The organism is Pseudomonas taeanensis MS-3 (genome assembly GCF_000498575.2).
GTDB lineage: Bacteria > Pseudomonadota > Gammaproteobacteria > Pseudomonadales > Pseudomonadaceae > Aquipseudomonas > Aquipseudomonas taeanensis.
On the sequence record NZ_AWSQ01000004.1, the window covers coordinates 802,054 to 818,665 of the forward strand.

At 61.5% G+C, this 16,612-nt stretch carries 15 protein-coding genes and 1 pseudogene; 3 read left to right on the plus strand and 13 right to left on the minus strand.

Annotated features, from left to right (window positions below; translation table 11 throughout):
• Positions 1 to 71: 71 nt before the first annotated feature.
• A complete protein-coding gene (locus TMS3_RS17210) occupies positions 72 to 1,130 on the plus strand; it encodes a metal-dependent hydrolase (RefSeq protein ID WP_025166528.1) in 1,059 nt (352 codons plus the stop codon).
• Between the two features lie 83 nt (positions 1,131 to 1,213).
• Here TMS3_RS17210 and TMS3_RS26035 read toward each other — a convergent pair whose 3' ends face one another.
• The 7 genes and pseudogenes from TMS3_RS26035 to hppD form a co-directional block, all read right to left on the minus strand.
• Entirely contained in the window at positions 1,214 to 2,095 is an 882-nt protein-coding gene (locus TMS3_RS26035) for a methyl-accepting chemotaxis protein (RefSeq protein ID WP_456153989.1), read from the minus strand.
• Positions 2,072 to 3,397: pseudogene (locus tag TMS3_RS26045) on the minus strand (HAMP domain-containing protein); the annotation flags it as partial. The pseudogene TMS3_RS26045 and the gene TMS3_RS26035, both read right to left, overlap by 24 nt.
• 114 nt (positions 3,398 to 3,511) lie before the next feature.
• Positions 3,512 to 4,972 carry a sodium-dependent transporter gene (locus TMS3_RS17220; protein WP_025166530.1) on the minus strand — a complete coding sequence of 487 codons (1,461 nt, stop codon included), beginning with the start codon at positions 4,970 to 4,972 and terminating at the stop codon, positions 3,512 to 3,514.
• A gap of 82 nt (positions 4,973 to 5,054) precedes the next feature.
• Positions 5,055 to 5,696, minus strand: a complete 642-nt coding sequence (gene maiA / locus TMS3_RS17225; protein WP_025166531.1) for a maleylacetoacetate isomerase — start codon at positions 5,694 to 5,696, stop codon at positions 5,055 to 5,057.
• Positions 5,697 to 5,774: 78 nt separating this feature from the next.
• Positions 5,775 to 6,758, minus strand: a complete 984-nt coding sequence (locus tag TMS3_RS17230) for a fumarylacetoacetate hydrolase family protein (protein ID WP_025166532.1) — start codon at positions 6,756 to 6,758, stop codon at positions 5,775 to 5,777.
• Between the two features lie 107 nt (positions 6,759 to 6,865).
• Positions 6,866 to 8,005, minus strand: a complete 1,140-nt coding sequence (locus TMS3_RS17235) for a homogentisate 1,2-dioxygenase (RefSeq protein ID WP_025166533.1) — start codon at positions 8,003 to 8,005, stop codon at positions 6,866 to 6,868.
• 200 nt (positions 8,006 to 8,205) lie between these two features.
• A complete protein-coding gene (hppD, locus tag TMS3_RS17240; protein WP_025166534.1) occupies positions 8,206 to 9,288 on the minus strand; it encodes a 4-hydroxyphenylpyruvate dioxygenase in 1,083 nt (360 codons plus the stop codon).
• A 500-nt stretch (positions 9,289 to 9,788) separates the two neighbouring features.
• Here hppD and TMS3_RS17245 point away from each other — a divergent pair, with 500 nt between their 5' ends.
• Entirely contained in the window at positions 9,789 to 10,892 is a 1,104-nt protein-coding gene (locus TMS3_RS17245) for a helix-turn-helix transcriptional regulator (protein WP_025166535.1), read from the plus strand.
• A gap of 427 nt (positions 10,893 to 11,319) precedes the next feature.
• Here the strand turns inward: TMS3_RS17245 and TMS3_RS17255 are convergent, their stop codons facing one another.
• From TMS3_RS17255 to TMS3_RS17280, 6 genes are all read right to left on the minus strand, one after another.
• On the minus strand, positions 11,320 to 12,207 hold the full coding sequence (locus TMS3_RS17255; protein ID WP_025166537.1) for a hypothetical protein: 888 nt from the start codon (positions 12,205 to 12,207) through the stop codon (positions 11,320 to 11,322).
• A 45-nt stretch (positions 12,208 to 12,252) separates the two neighbouring features.
• The gene (locus TMS3_RS17260) at positions 12,253 to 12,735 is read right to left on the minus strand and encodes a hypothetical protein (protein WP_051394250.1); all 483 of its coding nucleotides are present in this window, start codon (positions 12,733 to 12,735) and stop codon (positions 12,253 to 12,255) included.
• A 399-nt stretch (positions 12,736 to 13,134) separates the two neighbouring features.
• Positions 13,135 to 13,959, minus strand: coding sequence for a CsgG/HfaB family protein (locus tag TMS3_RS17265; protein ID WP_025166539.1), 825 nt, complete (start codon positions 13,957 to 13,959; stop codon positions 13,135 to 13,137).
• A gap of 30 nt (positions 13,960 to 13,989) precedes the next feature.
• Entirely contained in the window at positions 13,990 to 14,412 is a 423-nt protein-coding gene (locus tag TMS3_RS17270; RefSeq protein ID WP_025166540.1) for a curli assembly protein CsgF, read from the minus strand.
• Positions 14,409 to 14,792 (minus strand): curli production assembly/transport protein CsgE, encoded by a 384-nt coding sequence (gene csgE / locus TMS3_RS17275; RefSeq protein WP_025166541.1) that lies wholly within the window; start codon positions 14,790 to 14,792, stop codon positions 14,409 to 14,411. The genes TMS3_RS17270 and csgE overlap by 4 nt, the downstream gene beginning before the upstream one ends.
• 12 nt (positions 14,793 to 14,804) lie before the next feature.
• Positions 14,805 to 15,449, minus strand: coding sequence for a response regulator transcription factor (locus tag TMS3_RS17280; RefSeq protein WP_025166542.1), 645 nt, complete (start codon positions 15,447 to 15,449; stop codon positions 14,805 to 14,807).
• 607 nt (positions 15,450 to 16,056) lie between these two features.
• Here TMS3_RS17280 and TMS3_RS17285 point away from each other — a divergent pair.
• A complete protein-coding gene (locus TMS3_RS17285; RefSeq protein WP_025166543.1) occupies positions 16,057 to 16,608 on the plus strand; it encodes a hypothetical protein in 552 nt (183 codons plus the stop codon).
• Positions 16,609 to 16,612: the final 4 nt, after the last annotated feature.

A 16,612-nucleotide genomic window follows, 5' to 3' on the forward strand; every position in this document is an offset into this window, starting at 1 on the left:
CGAAATTTCGTAGCTGTATTCGCTCAACAGCTGGCGTAACTTGAACGTCTATTAGCTCGATAGGTTTGTTCATGGACTCGATAACCCAGGCGGTGCTTGGCGCCACTATTCAGGGCGCCCTGCTCGGCCGCTGGCAAGGGCGCAAGGCACTGCTGTACGGCGCCCTGCTCGGCACCCTGCCCGACATGGATGTAGTAATCGATTACGGTGATGCGGTAGCGGATATGACCTATCACCGCGGGTTCAGCCATTCGTTGCTGGTGCTCAGTGCAGTCGCCCTGCTCCTGACCTGGCTGGTCCGACGACTGTATCCTCATCCCGCTTATTCGGCGCGTCGATTGCTGGCCACCATCGCCCTGGTGCTGCTGACCCACCCGCTGCTGGACAGCTTCACCAGCTACGGCACCCAACTGTTCTGGCCGCTGACGCCAACACCGACCGCCTGGTCGAGCATCTTCATCATCGACCCGCTCTATACCCTGCCCTTGCTCACCGCAGTGCTATTCGGACTGCTGTTTGGCCTGGCGGATAAAACCTCGAAAGCGCCCGCTATCGCCCTGGCACTTTCGACCCTGTACCTGGCCTCTACCCTGGCGGGCAAATACATGGCCGAGCAGCGCGTGGAGGCCGAACTATCCCGCCAGGGCATCCAGGCCGAGACGCTGTTCAGCACGCCGACACCGCTCAATAGTTTGCTTTGGCGGGTGATAGTGCTAGATGGCGAGTCCTATCATGAGGCGCTGGTTGGCTGGTTCGACCGGCAACCTCCGCAACTCGGCCGCATCCCGCGCGGCACCCGGCTGGCGCAGGCACTCGACCATTCGCCAGCGCATCATCGCCTAGTCTGGTTTACCGATGGAGTGCTGCGCTACGACCAGATCGGGGATCACCTGGTGGCCACCGACCTGCGCCTGGGCATGACCGGCTTTCATCCGTTCCGCTTCGACTTTGCTCACTGGGAAAACGGCGAGTGGCAGGTGCAGCAGGAAGTTGAACGCTGGCCGGTGGAGCGCGGTGATTTAGCTCGCTTATGGCTGCTGTGGCAGCGCATTTGGCACCCCGAACTGGACGTTCCATTGGTGGCTTGGGCCGGCGAGCTGAGCAAACCCGTACTGGGGAAAGCCCACTGATCGAGCGACGCCGTTCAAACGCAGCTGGGCGGGCTGAAACCAGTTTATGGGACGGTGTCCGCCCTTACCCCAACGTGACGAGCTCAGGTCCTGAATTCCGCCACCAAACCTTGCAGCTCGACACCCAAACGCGCCAGTTCGGCGCTGGAACTTGCAGTCTGTTCACTGGCACTGGCGCTCTGCTCGCCGATGTCACGCACCCGCGTGACGCTTTCGCTGATGCCGTCCGCCACCAAGCTCTGCTCTTCGGCGGCAGCGGCGATCTGTTGATTCATCTGCTCGATGGTACTCACCGCCTGGGTGATACGCCCCAAGGCATCGCCCGCCTGATCGGCCAGGGCGACGGTGCGCCGGGTCAACTCGCGGCTGCTGTCCATCTGCTTCACCGCCCCCTGCGCCATGCACTGCAAGCTGGCGATCAGGCTTTCAATTTCTTCGGTCGAATCATGCGCACGCCGCGCCAGGGCGCGGACTTCATCGGCGACTACGGCAAAACCCCGCCCTTGCTCGCCGGCCCTGGCCGCTTCAATGGCGGCGTTGAGTGCTAATAGATTGGTCTGTTCGGCGACGCTACGAATCACCTCCAGCACACTGCCAATGCGCGTACTCTCCTGGTTCAGGGTCTGGATCGCGGCTGCCGACTGCTCCACCTCCACGGCCAAGTCACCGATCTGGCTGACCGCCTGCTGCACCAACTGGTTGCCCTGCTGGGCTTGCTGATCAGCGTTACGTGCCGCTAGGGAGGCTTGCTCGGCGCTTTGTGCCACCTCCTGCACCGTAACGGCCATCTGATGCATAGCGGTGGCCGTCTGCTCGGTCTCCAGCTTCTGCGTCTGTACCCCGGCGCTGGTTTGCGCGGTGATCGCCGACAGCTGCTCGGCAGCCGCAGCTATCTGGCTGACACCAACGCCGATGCGTCCGATCAAAGAGCGCAGGCTCAGGGTCATGCGCTGCATGGCGGCCATCAACTGACCCGGCTCATCGCGGCGATCCTGCGGCAGGTCCTGACTCAGATCGCCCTCGGCGATGCGTTGGGCGAAGGCCACGGCCTGGCGCAAGGGGGTGACGATCGAGCGGGAAATCAGCAACGCCGCCAGCAGCCCCAACACCACCGCCGCCCCGCCCATGACAGCGAGGGTGACCAAGCCGCGATCACTGGTCTCCTGCATGCTCTGCTCAGCACTGCGCTGCGCCGTCTCGGCCAGGTCGAACACAGCCTGCGCACGCTCGATCATCGCACCCTCCGTGGTGCGCTTCTGCGCGCTGATCTGCTGGTAATAGACGAAAGAGCGCTGGTACAGATCCAGCGACTGCAAGGCCTTCTCGATCGAGCCCTTCTGCTGCTCGTTGAGCCACACAGTCAGGCTGCGCGCCACACCCTGCAGGTCCTCGGCGACGTAATTCCACTCCTCCAGGGCCTTGCTCGAACCGTCGATAATGTACAGGCTCTCCTGGCTACGCAGATCAAGCATGCGCTTGCTCAAGCCAGACGCGGTCTCCGCAAGGGTCAGCGGGTCGCTACCGCTCAGGCGGTCACCCTGCAAACGCAGCTCGCGAACCGCGTCGTACATGTCCAACTCGATCACTTCGAACTGATCCCGCGCCTCGCTGGCGGCATTGCCCATGTCCGTGCGGGCCTCGCGGGCCTTGTCCTGCAGATCGACATAGCTGTCGAACTGACTCAGGTAGTCAGCCACTGCCTGGTTCATGGTCTGCAACCGCTTAAGCTCAGTCTGCGTGGCGCTCTGCCCCAGCAAGTCTTGCAGCGCCTGCACCTTTGCCAGGCTGTCACGTACCCGCGCGGCACTCTCTGCGGTGGGCTCGATGGCGAAACTACGCTCCAATCGACGCGCTTGGAGAATCTCCATGTTCACCGCCACCAGCTGACCAACCCGCTCATGGCCGCCCAATACGCCCTGGACCGCGATCGCGCCAGCGCCGGTCATGGCGGCGGTGAGCAACAGCACCAGGGCAAAACCAAGAGACAGTTTCTTGGCCACGGCCAGATCGCTAAACAGGCGGGCAGCAGACTGCAACATAAAGACGACTCCATTGTTGTTATATGCCGCCGCTGCTCTGTGGCAGACGGATCGGCTGGCATGCCGGGAACGGCATCGAGATCTGAACCACAGACATTGGCAAACCCCGTGCCAGCTATGCAGATCACTCCCAGAGCCTTTGGCGGGTAACGCCCTGCCTTGTGTCCTGCGCCACAACAAGGGGCGACGAAGCCCGCCAGTCGGCATATTTCCGCCTAAAACCTTCATCCGCACGGCGGGTTTTCGCCGTTAATGTGCCGCCAACTATTCGACCAAAACAAAAAAGGCGCACGTCCTTGCGGACGTGCGCCTCGGTATGGGAGTCGCTCGTTCCCCGCCAGGTCAGCGGTCGACCAGCGCCGACACCACCCGTGGCCGCAGCACCTCACCGAGAACGGCGAGCGCACCGATGGCGCCAGCGATCCAGTACCACTTGGCGATGGGATCAAAGCCCAACCAGCCGAGGGCATGCAGGAACACCATGGTGATCAGCACCGGGCAGACGTAACGCACCATGAACAACCACAGGGCATAGCCCAGCGGCGGCAGGTTCAACTCGTCGCGCATGATCTCGCCGCGCAAGGCGTAACCGGCCAGCAGCACCAGGAATATCCCGCCGAGCGGCATCATCCAGCGCGAGGTCAGGTAATCCAACCAGTCGAAGAAGTTCTGCCCACCCGGCGTCCAGCCCGCCAACAGGTTGAACGAGAGCATCGCCAACAGGCTGATAATCAGCAGCACCGCGCCCGCGCCCATCGCCGCCTTGAGCCGACTGATGCCGTGCTTCTCGTTGAGGTAGGCGACAGTCGCCTCGATCATCGAGATCGCCGAGGTCAATGCGGCAATCGACACCATGGCGAAGAACAGCACGCCGAACAGGGTGCCGAACGGCATCTGCTGGAAGGCCAGCGGCAGGCTCATGAAGATCAACCCCGGCCCTGCGCTTGGACTCATGCCGTTGGCGAAGATGATCGGGAAGATCGCCAGGCCGGCGAGCAGCGCCACGGCGGTGTCGGCGAAGGCGACCATGAAGGTGGTGCGGGTAATCGACTGACCATCGGGAATATAGGAGCCGTAAGTCAGAATCGCCCCAGAGGCCAGACTGAGGGTGAAGAAGGCATGGCCCAGGGCCGCCAGCAGCGCCTCACCGGTGATCTTCGAGGCGTCGAAGCTGAACAGGAAATCGAAACCGGCGCCGAAGCTGCCACTGGTGAAGGCGTAGCCGACCAGCACCAACAGCATCAGCGCCAGGCCCGGCATCATCCAGCGCACTGCGCGCTCGATACCCTGCTGCACGCCCTTGGCCACGATCCACAGGGTCAGCAGCGCCACCAGCACGCTCCAACCGCCGAGCTGCCAAGGGTTGGCATTGTGCTCGCCGAACACCTGGCCCAGCGCATCGACGCTGGTCGCAGCCAGGGAGCCGTCGAGCATTTTCCAGGTATAAGCAAAGGCCCAACCCGCCACTACCACGTAGAAGCACAGGATCATGAAGCCGGCGAGCATTGCCATACCGCCAACCGCCTTCCACAGCGGGTTGCCGTTGTTCTCCTTGACCACCCGGCCAATCGCATCAATTGGACTGCCACGGCCACGGCGCCCGAGGGCGATCTCGGTCATCATCACCGGAATGCCGATGGCCAGGATGCAGGCCAGGTACATCAGCACGAAGGCGCCGCCGCCGTACTCACCGGTGATGTAGGGAAATTTCCAGATATTACCCAGCCCCACTGCGGAGCCGGTTGCAGCAAGAATGAAGCCCCAGCGCGAGAGCCAGAGGTTCTTGGGTTTTTCACGGGTCATGCGTCACCTGTTTGTTTTTATCTGTGACGGGATCGAACCCGCCGCACTTGTGGTGCAGCGGAGTGAGCAAGGCGGATAAACCTTATTGGGCGTCGAGTTGCACTTCAGGAGCCGCCTGTTTAAAGGCTTCCAGGGCTTCACAACGCGCCGTCATAGCGAGAATGCGTGGATACGCAGAGAGGTCACAGTTAAAACGGCGCGCATTGTACACCTGGGGAACCAAACAGGCCTCCAGATAACCGGGCTGCTCGCCGAGCGACAGACGCCCGGCGAACATCGCCAGCCCCTGCTCCACCGCCGCCAAGCCACAGTGCAGCCAATGCTGATACCAGGCGTTCTTCGCCTCGTCGTCCACGCCCAACTCGCCGGACAAATACTGCAGCACGCGCAGGTTGTTCAGCGGGTGCACCTCGCAGGCAATATGCAGCGCCAGCGAACGCACCTGAGCGCGCAGCGCCGGTTCGGCCGGCAACAAGGTCGGTACCGGGAAGACTTCTTCGAGGTATTCGAGAATCGCCAGCGACTGGGCGATGTTCGCCTCACCGTCGACCAACAGCGGCACCAGCTGCTGAGGATTCAGTGCCTGGTATTCAGGCGCGTGCTGCTGGCCGCCATCCTTGACCAAGTGCACCGGCACCTGCCGGTAAGCCAGCGCCTTGAGGTTCAGCGCAATGCGCACCCGATAGGCGGCGCTGGAGCGCCAATAAGAATAAAGAGTCAGCACATGACCTCCTGTGGCTGGCGATAGGATGGGTTGAGCGCAGCGATACCCATCACTGCGCTCAATGCGCCTCAATCCAGCCTACGGCTCATACTTTTCCACGACCTGATCGATGGCGCCGAAGATGCTCTTGTCGTGCGCATCGAACATCTCGATACGCACCCGGTCGCCAAACTTGAGGAACGGCGTCTGCGCCTCGCCGTGCTCGACCATCTCCAGCATGCGTTTCTCGGCCAGGCAGGAAGACCCGGCACTGCGGTCGTAGTTGGACACTGTGCCCGAACCGATGATGGTGCCGCTGCCCAGAGGTCGGCTTTTGGCGGCATGGGCCACCAGCGTGGGGAAGTTGAAGGTCATGTCGGTGCCGGCATCCGGCTGGCCGAACAACTGGCCATTGATGTGCGACACCAGCGGCCGGTGCACCTTGCCGCCTGTCCAGCAGTCGCCCAGCTCGTCCGGGGTGACCGCCACCGGCGAGAAGCTCGACGACGGCTTGCTCTGGTAGAAACCGAAGCCCTTGGCCAGCTCACCGGGGATCAGGTTGCGCAGCGACACGTCGTTGACCAGCATCAGCAACTGGATGTGCTGCGCCGCCTCGGCCGGGGTGGCGCCCATCGGCACATCATCGGTGATCACCGCCAGCTCGGCTTCCAGGTCGATGCCCCAGGCCTCGTCGGCCATGCGGATCGGGCTGTGCGGCGGAATAAAGCAGTCGGAGCCGCCCTGGTACATCAGCGGGTCGTGCCAGAAGCTTTCCGGCATCTCGGCGCCACGCGCCTTGCGCACCAGTTCGACGTGGTTGACGTAGGCGCTGCCATCGGCCCAGTGGAAGGCGCGCGGCAACGGGCTGTGGCAATCGGCCTGATCGAAGAGGAAGGAGTCTTCACAGAGCCCGTCATTCAGACGCTGGTAGGTGGCCTCCAGATGGGGACGTTTGACCGCCCAGTCGTCTAGGGCGATCTGCAGGGTGGCGGCGATCTGCGGGACTTTCACCGCGTGGCTCAAGTCGCGGGAGACCACGACCAGCACGCCATCACGGCCTTGATTCAACGATGCGAGTTTCATAGACAGAGTTCCGTAAGTCAGCACAGGGTGTAGGAGCCAGCTTGCTGGCGATGCGCGTGCAGTTACATCCCGCAATCGCCAGTCAGCCGCCTGCTACACGGAGGTGTTCAGCCTGGTTTACCCGGCGCGCGCCAGGAGTTCACGTATTCGGGGACATCGACTTGCGCGGCGGAGGGATCGATCTCCAGGGCGCGTCGGCTGTCGATCATCACTGCCACTTCCTCGACGAAGGTCGCCGGGCTTTCCTGGCTCTTCTTTAGCGCCTTGGGGTGCGGGCCATGGGGGAAGCCGCAGGGGTGCAGCGTGACCATTCCGGCCTCGATATTGTCGCGGCTGAAGAAGTTGCCACGGTGATAGAACAGCACTTCGTCGTAGTCGTCGTTGTTGTGGTAGAACGGCACCTTCAGCGCACCCGGGTCACTCTCCACCGGCCGTGGAGTGAAGGTGCAGACCACGAAGCCATTGGCGACAAAGGTGGTGTGCGCCGACGGCGGCAGGTGGTAGCGATGGCTCATCAGTGGGCGGATGTCGCGCCAGTTGAGGCGCACCACGGTGTTGTCGCCATGCCAGCCGACCACGTCCAGCGGGTTGTAGGGGTAAGTCACGGTGCTGACCTGGTTGCGCCGCTTGATCCGTAGCTGCCAGGTGTTCTCGTCCTGCTGCGCCTTGAAGGCATCGTCCAGTTTCGGATGATCGAGCACCGCCGGGTCGAAGATCGCCTGCGGGCCCAGCAAGCCTTTGTCGGGTAGCTGATAGGCGCCATCGCTGCTCTCGATCAGCAGCATGAAGGTCGGTTCGCGGGTTTCGATGCGCCAGGCCGTACCACGCGGGATCACCAGATAATCGCCGTCGCGATACTCCAGATGACCGAAGTCACAATAGAAGTGCCCCGCCCCCTCATGGATAAACAGCAGGTCGTCGCCATCGGCGTTGCGCACCAGGTGGCGCATGGCGCCATGGGTACGCCACACGCGCAGCTGCATATCACTGTTGTGCAACGTCAGCGGCGCCTCCAGCGGACAATCGCGCTCGCTGGAAATATCGTTGAAGTTGAAGGCGTGCGGGCGCAACGGCCCCTGCCAGTCGATCCAGCCGGTGGGTGGATGCTTGTGATGCAGGTGCGCGGTGGGCCCGAAGAAGCCTTCGCGGCCCATCTCGCGCTCATAGGTGTCCTGGGGAAAGTCGCAGTGCGCCTGCCGCGAGCACTCGCCTTCACGCAGGGGGAAGCTGATCCATTTGCGGCTCATGCCGGTGTCTCCTCGATACGACGATATTCCGTAGGGTGGGTTAGGCGCCTCCACCGTGCGCAATCACACGACTGACTCTTACGCGCCGTAACCCACCACGATGTAGGCCGGGATTCGGCTGGGTGGGTTAAGCGCCGCCCGTGCACCGTGCCGGCCATAAGCTGCGTATATTGCGCCGCTAACCACCCTACGGTTTCGGCTCATTCGGCCTTGATAACACCGCGCTTGATCTGGTCTTCCTCGATGGACTCGAACAGCGCCTTGAAGTTGCCCTCGCCGAAACCCTCATTGCCCTTGCGCTGGATGATCTCGAAGAAGATCGGGCCGATCACCGTATTGGTGAATATCTGCAACAGGATGCCGTCGTCACCTGGCGCACCATCGATCAGGATGTTCAGCTCGCGCAGCACATCGGTCGGCTCGCCGTGACCGGCGACGCGGGTGTCGACCTTGGCATAGTAGGTGTCCGGGGTTTTCATGAAGTCCACGCCGTTGGCGCGCAGCTTGCGCACCGTGTCGTAGATGTCTTCGCTGCTCAGGGCGATGTGCTGGATGCCTTCGCCGTGGTACTCGCGAATGAATTCCTCGATCTGCGACTTGTCGTCGGACGACTCGTTGATCGGGATGCGGATCTTGCCGCACGGCGCGGTCATGGCACGAGACAAGAGGCCGGTGAGCTTGCCTTCGATGTCGAAGTAGCGGATTTCGCGGAAGTTGGCGATGCGCTCGTAGAAGCCCGACCAGACATCCATCTGCCCACGCTTGACGTTGTGGGTCAGGTGATCAAGCTCCATCAGGCCGACCGCATTGTCCTGCGGCGTACGCCCTGGGTAGTACTCGAAGTCGACATCGTAGATGCTCTTGTCGCCGTAGCGGTCGACCAGATACAGCAAGGAGCCGCCGATGCCCTCGACGCAGGGGATGTTCAGTTCGCCGAAGTTGGCGTGACTGCCGACCAGCTTGGCACCCTGGGCTTCGACGTAAGCGGCGGCCTGGGCCGCATTCTTCACCCGAAAGGCCATGGCGCAGGCGCTCGGGCCGTGCTTCAGACCGAACTCGCGCACGTGACCGGTGGGGCTGCCATTGAGCACAAAGTTGATGTCGTTCTGCTGGAACAGGAAGACTTCCTTGGAACGGTGCTTGGCCGTTTCGGTGAAGCCCATGGCGGTGAACAGTTCACGCAGCTGCTGAATGCCCTCGGGCGTCGGCGCGGTGTATTCGACGAACTCGAAGCCGTCGGTACCAATAGGGTTGTGCTGTTCGATTTTAGTCACGGCGTTCATTCAGCCTCCTCGTTGTTGTTGTGGGCCTCGCCGCGACGCTCTTTTGCGGCGACTCGGATAACCTCATAACAACCCGCGCAGGACGCCTGAACAAGCGCCTTGGCCGAGCATCAAGCATGAGCCTAGCTGAGCATTCGGCAATTTTTCCTTACACCCCCTAAAAGCGTCGAAAGCCTCCAAGCCGCCGCCACCAGGGTGTAACGATATATTTACAAAGCGGATCAAACAGCTGCCAGACGACTCCCCTTGAACGCCGAGGTATCGAGCGGAGTAAGAGCCAACGAGGCTCCAGCAGGCTCGCCATATAGCGACGTCACGCCTTATAGCCGATGAACGGTAAAGGCCGGGGGATGACGTAAGTCCCGCCGCGGCCGCTTCCGATCGAGGAGGAACCAATACGGTGCCCCTGTGCCCGACCACCGGCAGATCAAAAGACGTGGCCATGGACTATACGAAGGCATAGCGCCATCTTGCGCCGAGCACCCAGGGAGTGATTTGCCATGCCCCGCATGGATGAACAGAAGGTCTACGACGAGCTGGTCGGTCTCTCTTACGAATGCGTGCTGGACGAAAGCGCTTGGCTGCCGATGCTGGATCGACTGATAGTCGCCAGTGGGCGTCAGCAAGGCTTGTTACTGTTCGCCAATCAGCGCAAGGGAGGCATTCGCGCGTCCACTGCCTTGCACCTGTGCGACCCTGCCACCATCGACACCTACAACAAGCACTACTGCCAACTGGATCCGGGCTTTAACGTGGTCCTCTCCCGCGCCGTAGGCCATTGGTACCACGACCTCACCGATCTGGGCGCCGAGCGCATCCGCCGCGATCCCTACTATCAGGAGTTCCATATCCCCCACGGCATGCACAATCTCTCCTGTCTCAAATTGGACGAGCAGGATGATTCAGGCATCTACTTGACGGTGCTCAACGAAACCGGCGCGCCTCCACCCGACGCCCGCCAGGATGCCCTGCTGAAGCGAGTTAGCCCGCACCTGCTGAAAGTCGCCAAGCTGTCCAACAAGATCAACCGCCTGGAGCTTGAGCTGGCCAATCGCGACCTGATTCTGGATAACCAGCCGACCCCGCTGTGGTTGCTCGACGCCGATGGCCGCGTGCTGCATAGCAATCAGGCCGCGGCGCGGCGCTTGCGCCAGCCGGGTTTCGCCCTGTATGAGCGCTTCGCCCGACTGCACAGCAGTAACCAGGACGCCTGCCTGCAGACGCTGATCCGCCACGCGTCTGGCAAGGACGGCAAGCGCCGCGCCGGCTGGCTGCGACTCAACGCCCCGCAACAACAGGAGCTGTTGGTCACCCCGGTGCCGGCCGAGGCCCGCTTCAATCAGAGCCTACAGAAACCGCTGGTGCTCCTGGCGCTGCTGGAGAACCAGCCGCAACTGGGCCTGCTGACCGAGCTCTTCCAGTTCAGCCCGGCCGAGCAGCGCCTGGCCGAACTGCTGGCTCAGCGGCTCAGTCCGGAAGCCTGCGCCGCACGCCTGAATGTGTCGATCAACACCGTGCGCAGCCAGTTGCGCGCCCTGTTCCGCAAGACCGATACCAGCCGCCAGAGCGAACTGCTCGGTCTGCTCGGTCGCCTGCATGTCTAAGCGGCGGCTGCCGCTAAGCGCGCCACATTGCTCGCCGACGGCTGGTCTATAGCAACGCTGAATGGCCGGCTGCTCCGCGCCGTCCAGCCACCAACGCAGCTGCGCCCGCACTCGCGTGTCGGGGGCCAAGCCCAGGCTATTGTGCAGCGGGCAACTGGCCGGCTCACTGGCCCGCACCTCGCCGCTTTGCCGCGCGCGACTGCGCCCGGCCGCGCCGACGCTGTCGAGCGTCAGCTCGAACCGGATGGGCTGGCCGGCACCGCTAAAGCACAGACTCAGCGCCAGCTGGTTGGCCGCACGCGGCTGCAGACTGAGCAGCGCCTCGGCAGTCGGCGTGCCGGTCAACAGCGCGGCATAGAGCAATAACGTCAACATTGGGGAACCCGAAAAAAAGCTGCCGGCCAAGAAGCCGACAGCGAGGGCAAGCTTAGTTCTGAGTAACAGTCGCAGTGCTGGAGGTGCCCGATTGCACAATAGTTGCGTCGTTGCCCGAATTGCTTTGATTGACGAAGGCCTGGTTCAGCGAGCCGCTTTGATGGACCCAAGCGTCATTGCCGATGCCGAGCTGGCCGATACTGGCCAGGTTGTCGACGCTACCGGCGTATTGATACACATAGGCGTTGTGGTCGGAACCCGTCTGATCGATATCGACTTCGTTGCCGGTACCCGCGCTATAACCACCGATATAGTGGCTGTCACCGACCTGATCGGCGGTTAACGTGTTGCCGCTGTCATATTGACTGAAGTACAGCTCGTTGCCGTTGCCACCGCTCTGGTTAACCGTCGCCATGTGGTCAGCGCCGTATTGGCTCAGCTGCGTATAGTTGGAGTTCCCATCGAACTGGTTGACTGTCGCGTCGTGGTCGTCGCCGCTTTGCAGCAGATATGATGTGTTGGAGTCGCCATCGAACTGGTTGGTGGTGGCCTTGCTGCCGCTACCATACTGAGTCTGATAAGACTGGTTGAGTTGCCCGTTGTTTTGCGTGGCGTAGGCCTTGAGGTCGTCACCCTCTTGGTACTGATGAGCGAGGTTGTCATTCGCATAGGTCTGGCTAGTGCTCGCGCCGTTACCGTCACCGAGCTGAGTTTGCACTGCCGAGTTTGCAGTGGCCTCTTTCTGATAGATAGTGGCCATGTTGTAGCCGCCCACTTGATTCTGATAAGCGCTGTTGCCACTGGCCGTGGCCAGCTGCTGCACGGTGGCTGTGTTGCTGCTGCCGACCGATTGGTACTGCTGTGAGCTGTTGCCATCCGCCCAGGCCTGGGCACTGGCGACGGCGACTACTGCTACAACTAGGGGGTTGAGTTTGAACATGGTGTTTCTCCTTCTTTGCTTGGGTGTACAGCGGCTCGGTCGACCTCAGCGGTACTGGCGCACCAGCACGTTCTGACCATTGCCGAATTGGCGGATGCCACTGCTCAGACCGTCGCCGGCCTGTTCGATACGGGCGCCGTTGGCGGTGCCCGACTGCACGATCAGCGCCCGATTGTCGGCGCCGACCTGCGAGATGCTGGCCGCGTTGCCATAGCCAAACTGACTGATCGCGGCCATCTGCTGTTCGCCCTGCTGCAGGATCGCGGCCTCCTGCTCGGCGCCAGCCTGGACGATCAGAGCCAACGAGCCCCGGCCCTGCTGGCTCAGTTGCGCCTGCTGGGCGCTGCCGTGCTGGATCACATAAGCGCGCTGACCACCCTGCCAGGCCTGCGCCAGCGCGCTCCATCCACCGCCCACGGCCAGGTCGAAGTTATCGGCGAGGTCTGCCGCCGACAGCGGCGCGGCCAACTCGCAAAGGGCCAACAGTGCCGTGGCGATGCCGGTGCGAATGCAATGCGAGAGCCTCATGGCGAATTCCTGCTGGTGGTTTCCTGGCTTTACTTTTAGTAGCGGGCGAGCGCGGCCGGTATCGGCCGTTGGATGGAAAATTCGTGGCTTTTACTAGGCCAAAGGATTAAGCCTGGGTGCCGTGTCGCACGCAGCAGTCGGGCATTTTCCGGGCGTCTGCGACAAACGCCGAGAACCCAGCCCGCGACCGCCCCGCGCGCCTCGACGGCGGGGAAAATCTCAGGAAATAGAAGGGTTACTAACAGGCACAGCGAATGCCGCAGGGCGCTGCGGTATCCCCGCTGAGGATGCCGCCCGCCAGGGTGCTAAGGCCTCTGGCCGGCGAGCGAAGACAGGCGCACGGCGCGCCGGAGTGATTAAGCCGCCGCGCGCTCCAGCGCGTGGCGCCTGGCATAGGCGTTATTGGATCAGCGAATCCTGCTGCGTCGCGCGCTGGTCGGCGACGAACCACAACCGGCGTTCGACTCCCTGGTTGATCATATGGGCCACTGCCGCCTCGATCGCCGAGAGTACACAGAGTTGTGCCGGTTCGTTGCTGGTGTAGCCAGCCTCCAGCTCGAGCAGCTCCTTGAACTCGATGAACTTGAACACCCCGGCACTGCGCGCCACCGAGTAGATGGTCTTGGAGGTCATCACATTGGCCAGCACCACGCCGCTGCGCACATCCACGGCGCGCAGGTTGACCGTCACCTGATCGACCCGGTACTCCTGCGACACACCTATGCCTAGATAGCGCGCACCATCACCGCCGCTGCGTATATTGGTGTCGTAGGCCACCACCCCACCCTCCAGCAGCATGTTGGCGGCCTGCAACGAAGGCAATTGCTCTTGGATATTGCTGGGAATATCTGGCTTGTTCTGCGAGGCACGGATGATCTTGCGCTCGGTCAGCACGTTCTGCAGCCCCTCGCGTTCCAGCACCATAAACCAGCCGCTGGCCTGCAACGCGTCGACCAGCATGCTCGCCGCGCCCTGGGTGACAGCGGTGGAAAACGAACTGGCGGGCACCGGCTTGTACTGCCCGGTCTGATCACGAAAGCCGTACACGGCAGCCACCAATCGCCCCTTGGGCCTGGGTAGGGCCAGCAGCTCGTAGTAGGTCGAGGCGCGCGGGGTCAGGGTCGGCGTGCCACTTTCCAGCTCTGCTGGCATCGGCTCGCGCACCGCACAGCCAGGCAACAGAAAGGCCAGCAGCACTGCAGCACTCATCTTCATTCTGTTCATGCTTGAGGTTTCCTGCGCTGACAACCGTTATCAGTTGTTGAGATTCAGACCGTTGACCTGAATTTCCGAGATCTCGCCGGTCAGGCGGTCGGTGATCTGGATGCTCAGACTGCCAGAGTCGTCGACAATTTCGACGATAAAGTCGTCGGTGGTCAGGCTGCCGGTATTGCCATTGCCGACCTCGCTGAGGAACTGTGACAACAGACGCGACTGCAGCTGGTCGCTGAAACGGTCCAGCGCCGAAGGTCTGGGGAAGGACGAACGCGACAGCGCGTCCGGGTCCTTCTTGTCGTTCTGCGCCTGGGCATTGTTCAGCAGCCAGGTGCCATTCAGCGGATTACCACCGAAGGATGGATTGACCGGGGCATAGACCAGTTCGGTCGCCTGGACGCCGCCGAGGTTGGCACTCGCCAGCCAGATACAGGCGGGTAACAATGCAATGTGTCTGTTCATAGCTCATCCCTCTCCATGTCGAAGGAGTCGTACATGAGGCTTTCCAGCTTCTGCTGGGCGATTTGCTCAAGCACCTGATCGGCCGCCTGATAGGCAATGTCTTTCAGTTGTGCGGTGTTCGGCTGAAGAAAACTGCGGTACAGCGTGCGCCGCTGGTACTCGACCCACACCAGACTGCCCCAGCCCACTGAAGGCCGCTCGCGAACCACCAGGTTGAAGTCCAGTCGACTGGTGTCGATCAGCCGCTCGCTGAAGTGCCGATAAAATTCATGGCCGATCCGCGAAATGGTGCTATCGACGATAAAACCCTGAATATCCTCTTCAGCCGCGAACGTCGACGCCAGCAACAGGCACAACGACAACCCAAGCATGGGGCGCATGGCCACGTCCCCCTAAGCCAGGGCCGCGCGCAGTCGAAACACCGCCTCGGCACGATTGGTCGCCCCCAGTTTGCCGAGCAGGTTGTGGATATGGCTCTTGACGGTGTGCGGGCTGACATACAGCTGTTCGGCGATTTGCGCGTTGGAAAAACCCTTGCCAACCAGACTGAGAATCTGCTGCTCGCGCTGGGTCAACTCGCTGAGGGCGTCGGCCGATTCGCGCAGCCGACGCAACTGACAGAGCAAATGCTCCATTAAGGCTCGCGGCATCCAGGTGCCGCCCTTGAGGAGTACGCCAATACCGGCCAGCAACTGCTCACGGGTGGCATGGCTGGAGAAGATGCCGCCGATCCAGGGGTGCTTCTCCACCAGCTGCTGCGCCTGAGTCTCGGAGACATTGACCAAGGCCAGCGGAGCCTGCGTCAACAGCCGCTCGAGCAACGGCGAGAGCTGTTGCAGTTCGACGCTGCCGACATCCAGTATCCATAACTCGGTTTCAGCCTTGTCGATTTCATCCGGACGGCACAACTGCAGCCGCACCTCTGCGCCGTGCCCAAGAAAGTGATGGAAGAGCCGGCCCAGCAACTCGTTTTTGGTCAGTAGCGTTACTGCTTTGAGCTGAGCTGTTAACGCGCTACAGGTAAGATCCGTATCCATGAGATATCCCGCCTCTACTCACCCTCAAGATCGAAAACTTCAACCATTCAAATCGCCAGATCGGCCTAATCCAAGAGCCATGAATCCGGTCACAAGAACGGTCTCTGGCGTCGATGGTATTTTGACTTTAGTTTGCGGCTAATCCCCGGCCATCATCTATTTGAATGAAATACATAGCCTTTTGTCCGAAGTGGCGAGGAGACTTCAATGACAACCCAGTCAGGCAGTCGAGACTCTTGAGCGAACTCAGCTAGTGCTCGTAAATAAGTCCAAAGCCGAACTTCAAGCCCACCCCTCCGCTTCACTGAAAATCATAAAGAATGACGACTCCTGTAATTTGCCCACGCAACCGATTTAGTCCTCATACAAGCGGTTATAAGTGTCGACATCTAAGGCCGATATAAGAGTCGAGCAGCACCAACACCAACCGAGCGGCGCCCAGGGCCGTGGCCGCACCCAGCGGTTCCGCGCCGAATATCTTTGGTGTTAGGGTTGCGGCTGAATCGAGGCCACAGAAAATGCCCGACAGAGCTGTTCAGAGGTGCGGATATGGGCCGATATAGGAAGCATCAACCCACTCAACAATAACGATAAGAAGCGAGCCGGTATGAGTAGCGAGAGCGAAGTCGATAGCACCGAGGCGCCGAGCGATGAGCAACGGCTCTTGCAATTGGAAAAGGGACGCAAGCTCGATCGCATTCTGTTTTTTACGCTTACCGCCGTACTCACCATGATTCTCGCCAGCTGGCTGACGGCTAGCGTGTTCAACCTGCTGCATGAAAAAGAGCCCAACGACAGCGCCGACAGCGTTATCGCGCTGCAGGAACAGTTAACCCTGCTGGAGAAAAAACTGGCCACCCTGCAGCAACAAGTGGACACGCAAAACGCAAAGCTCAGTACATTGCCAGCCAGCCCCCCCGGCGCCACAACGCCCACTGTCCAGCGCTACGACGACCGTCAGTTGCGACGACAGCTGGCCAAGACCCTGATCGGCCAGGAGCAGGGTTTTCAGCAGAGCCTGGTCGCCCTCAAGACAGGTATGCGTGACCTGGCCGGGATGATCGCTGGCTCGCGCAGTTGGCTGAGTTTCTACCAGGAGGCGCTGGACCAGCCCCTGGCCGGCAGCAACGCTCGGGTCAAGGAGTTGCAGCAGTGGTAAGCCG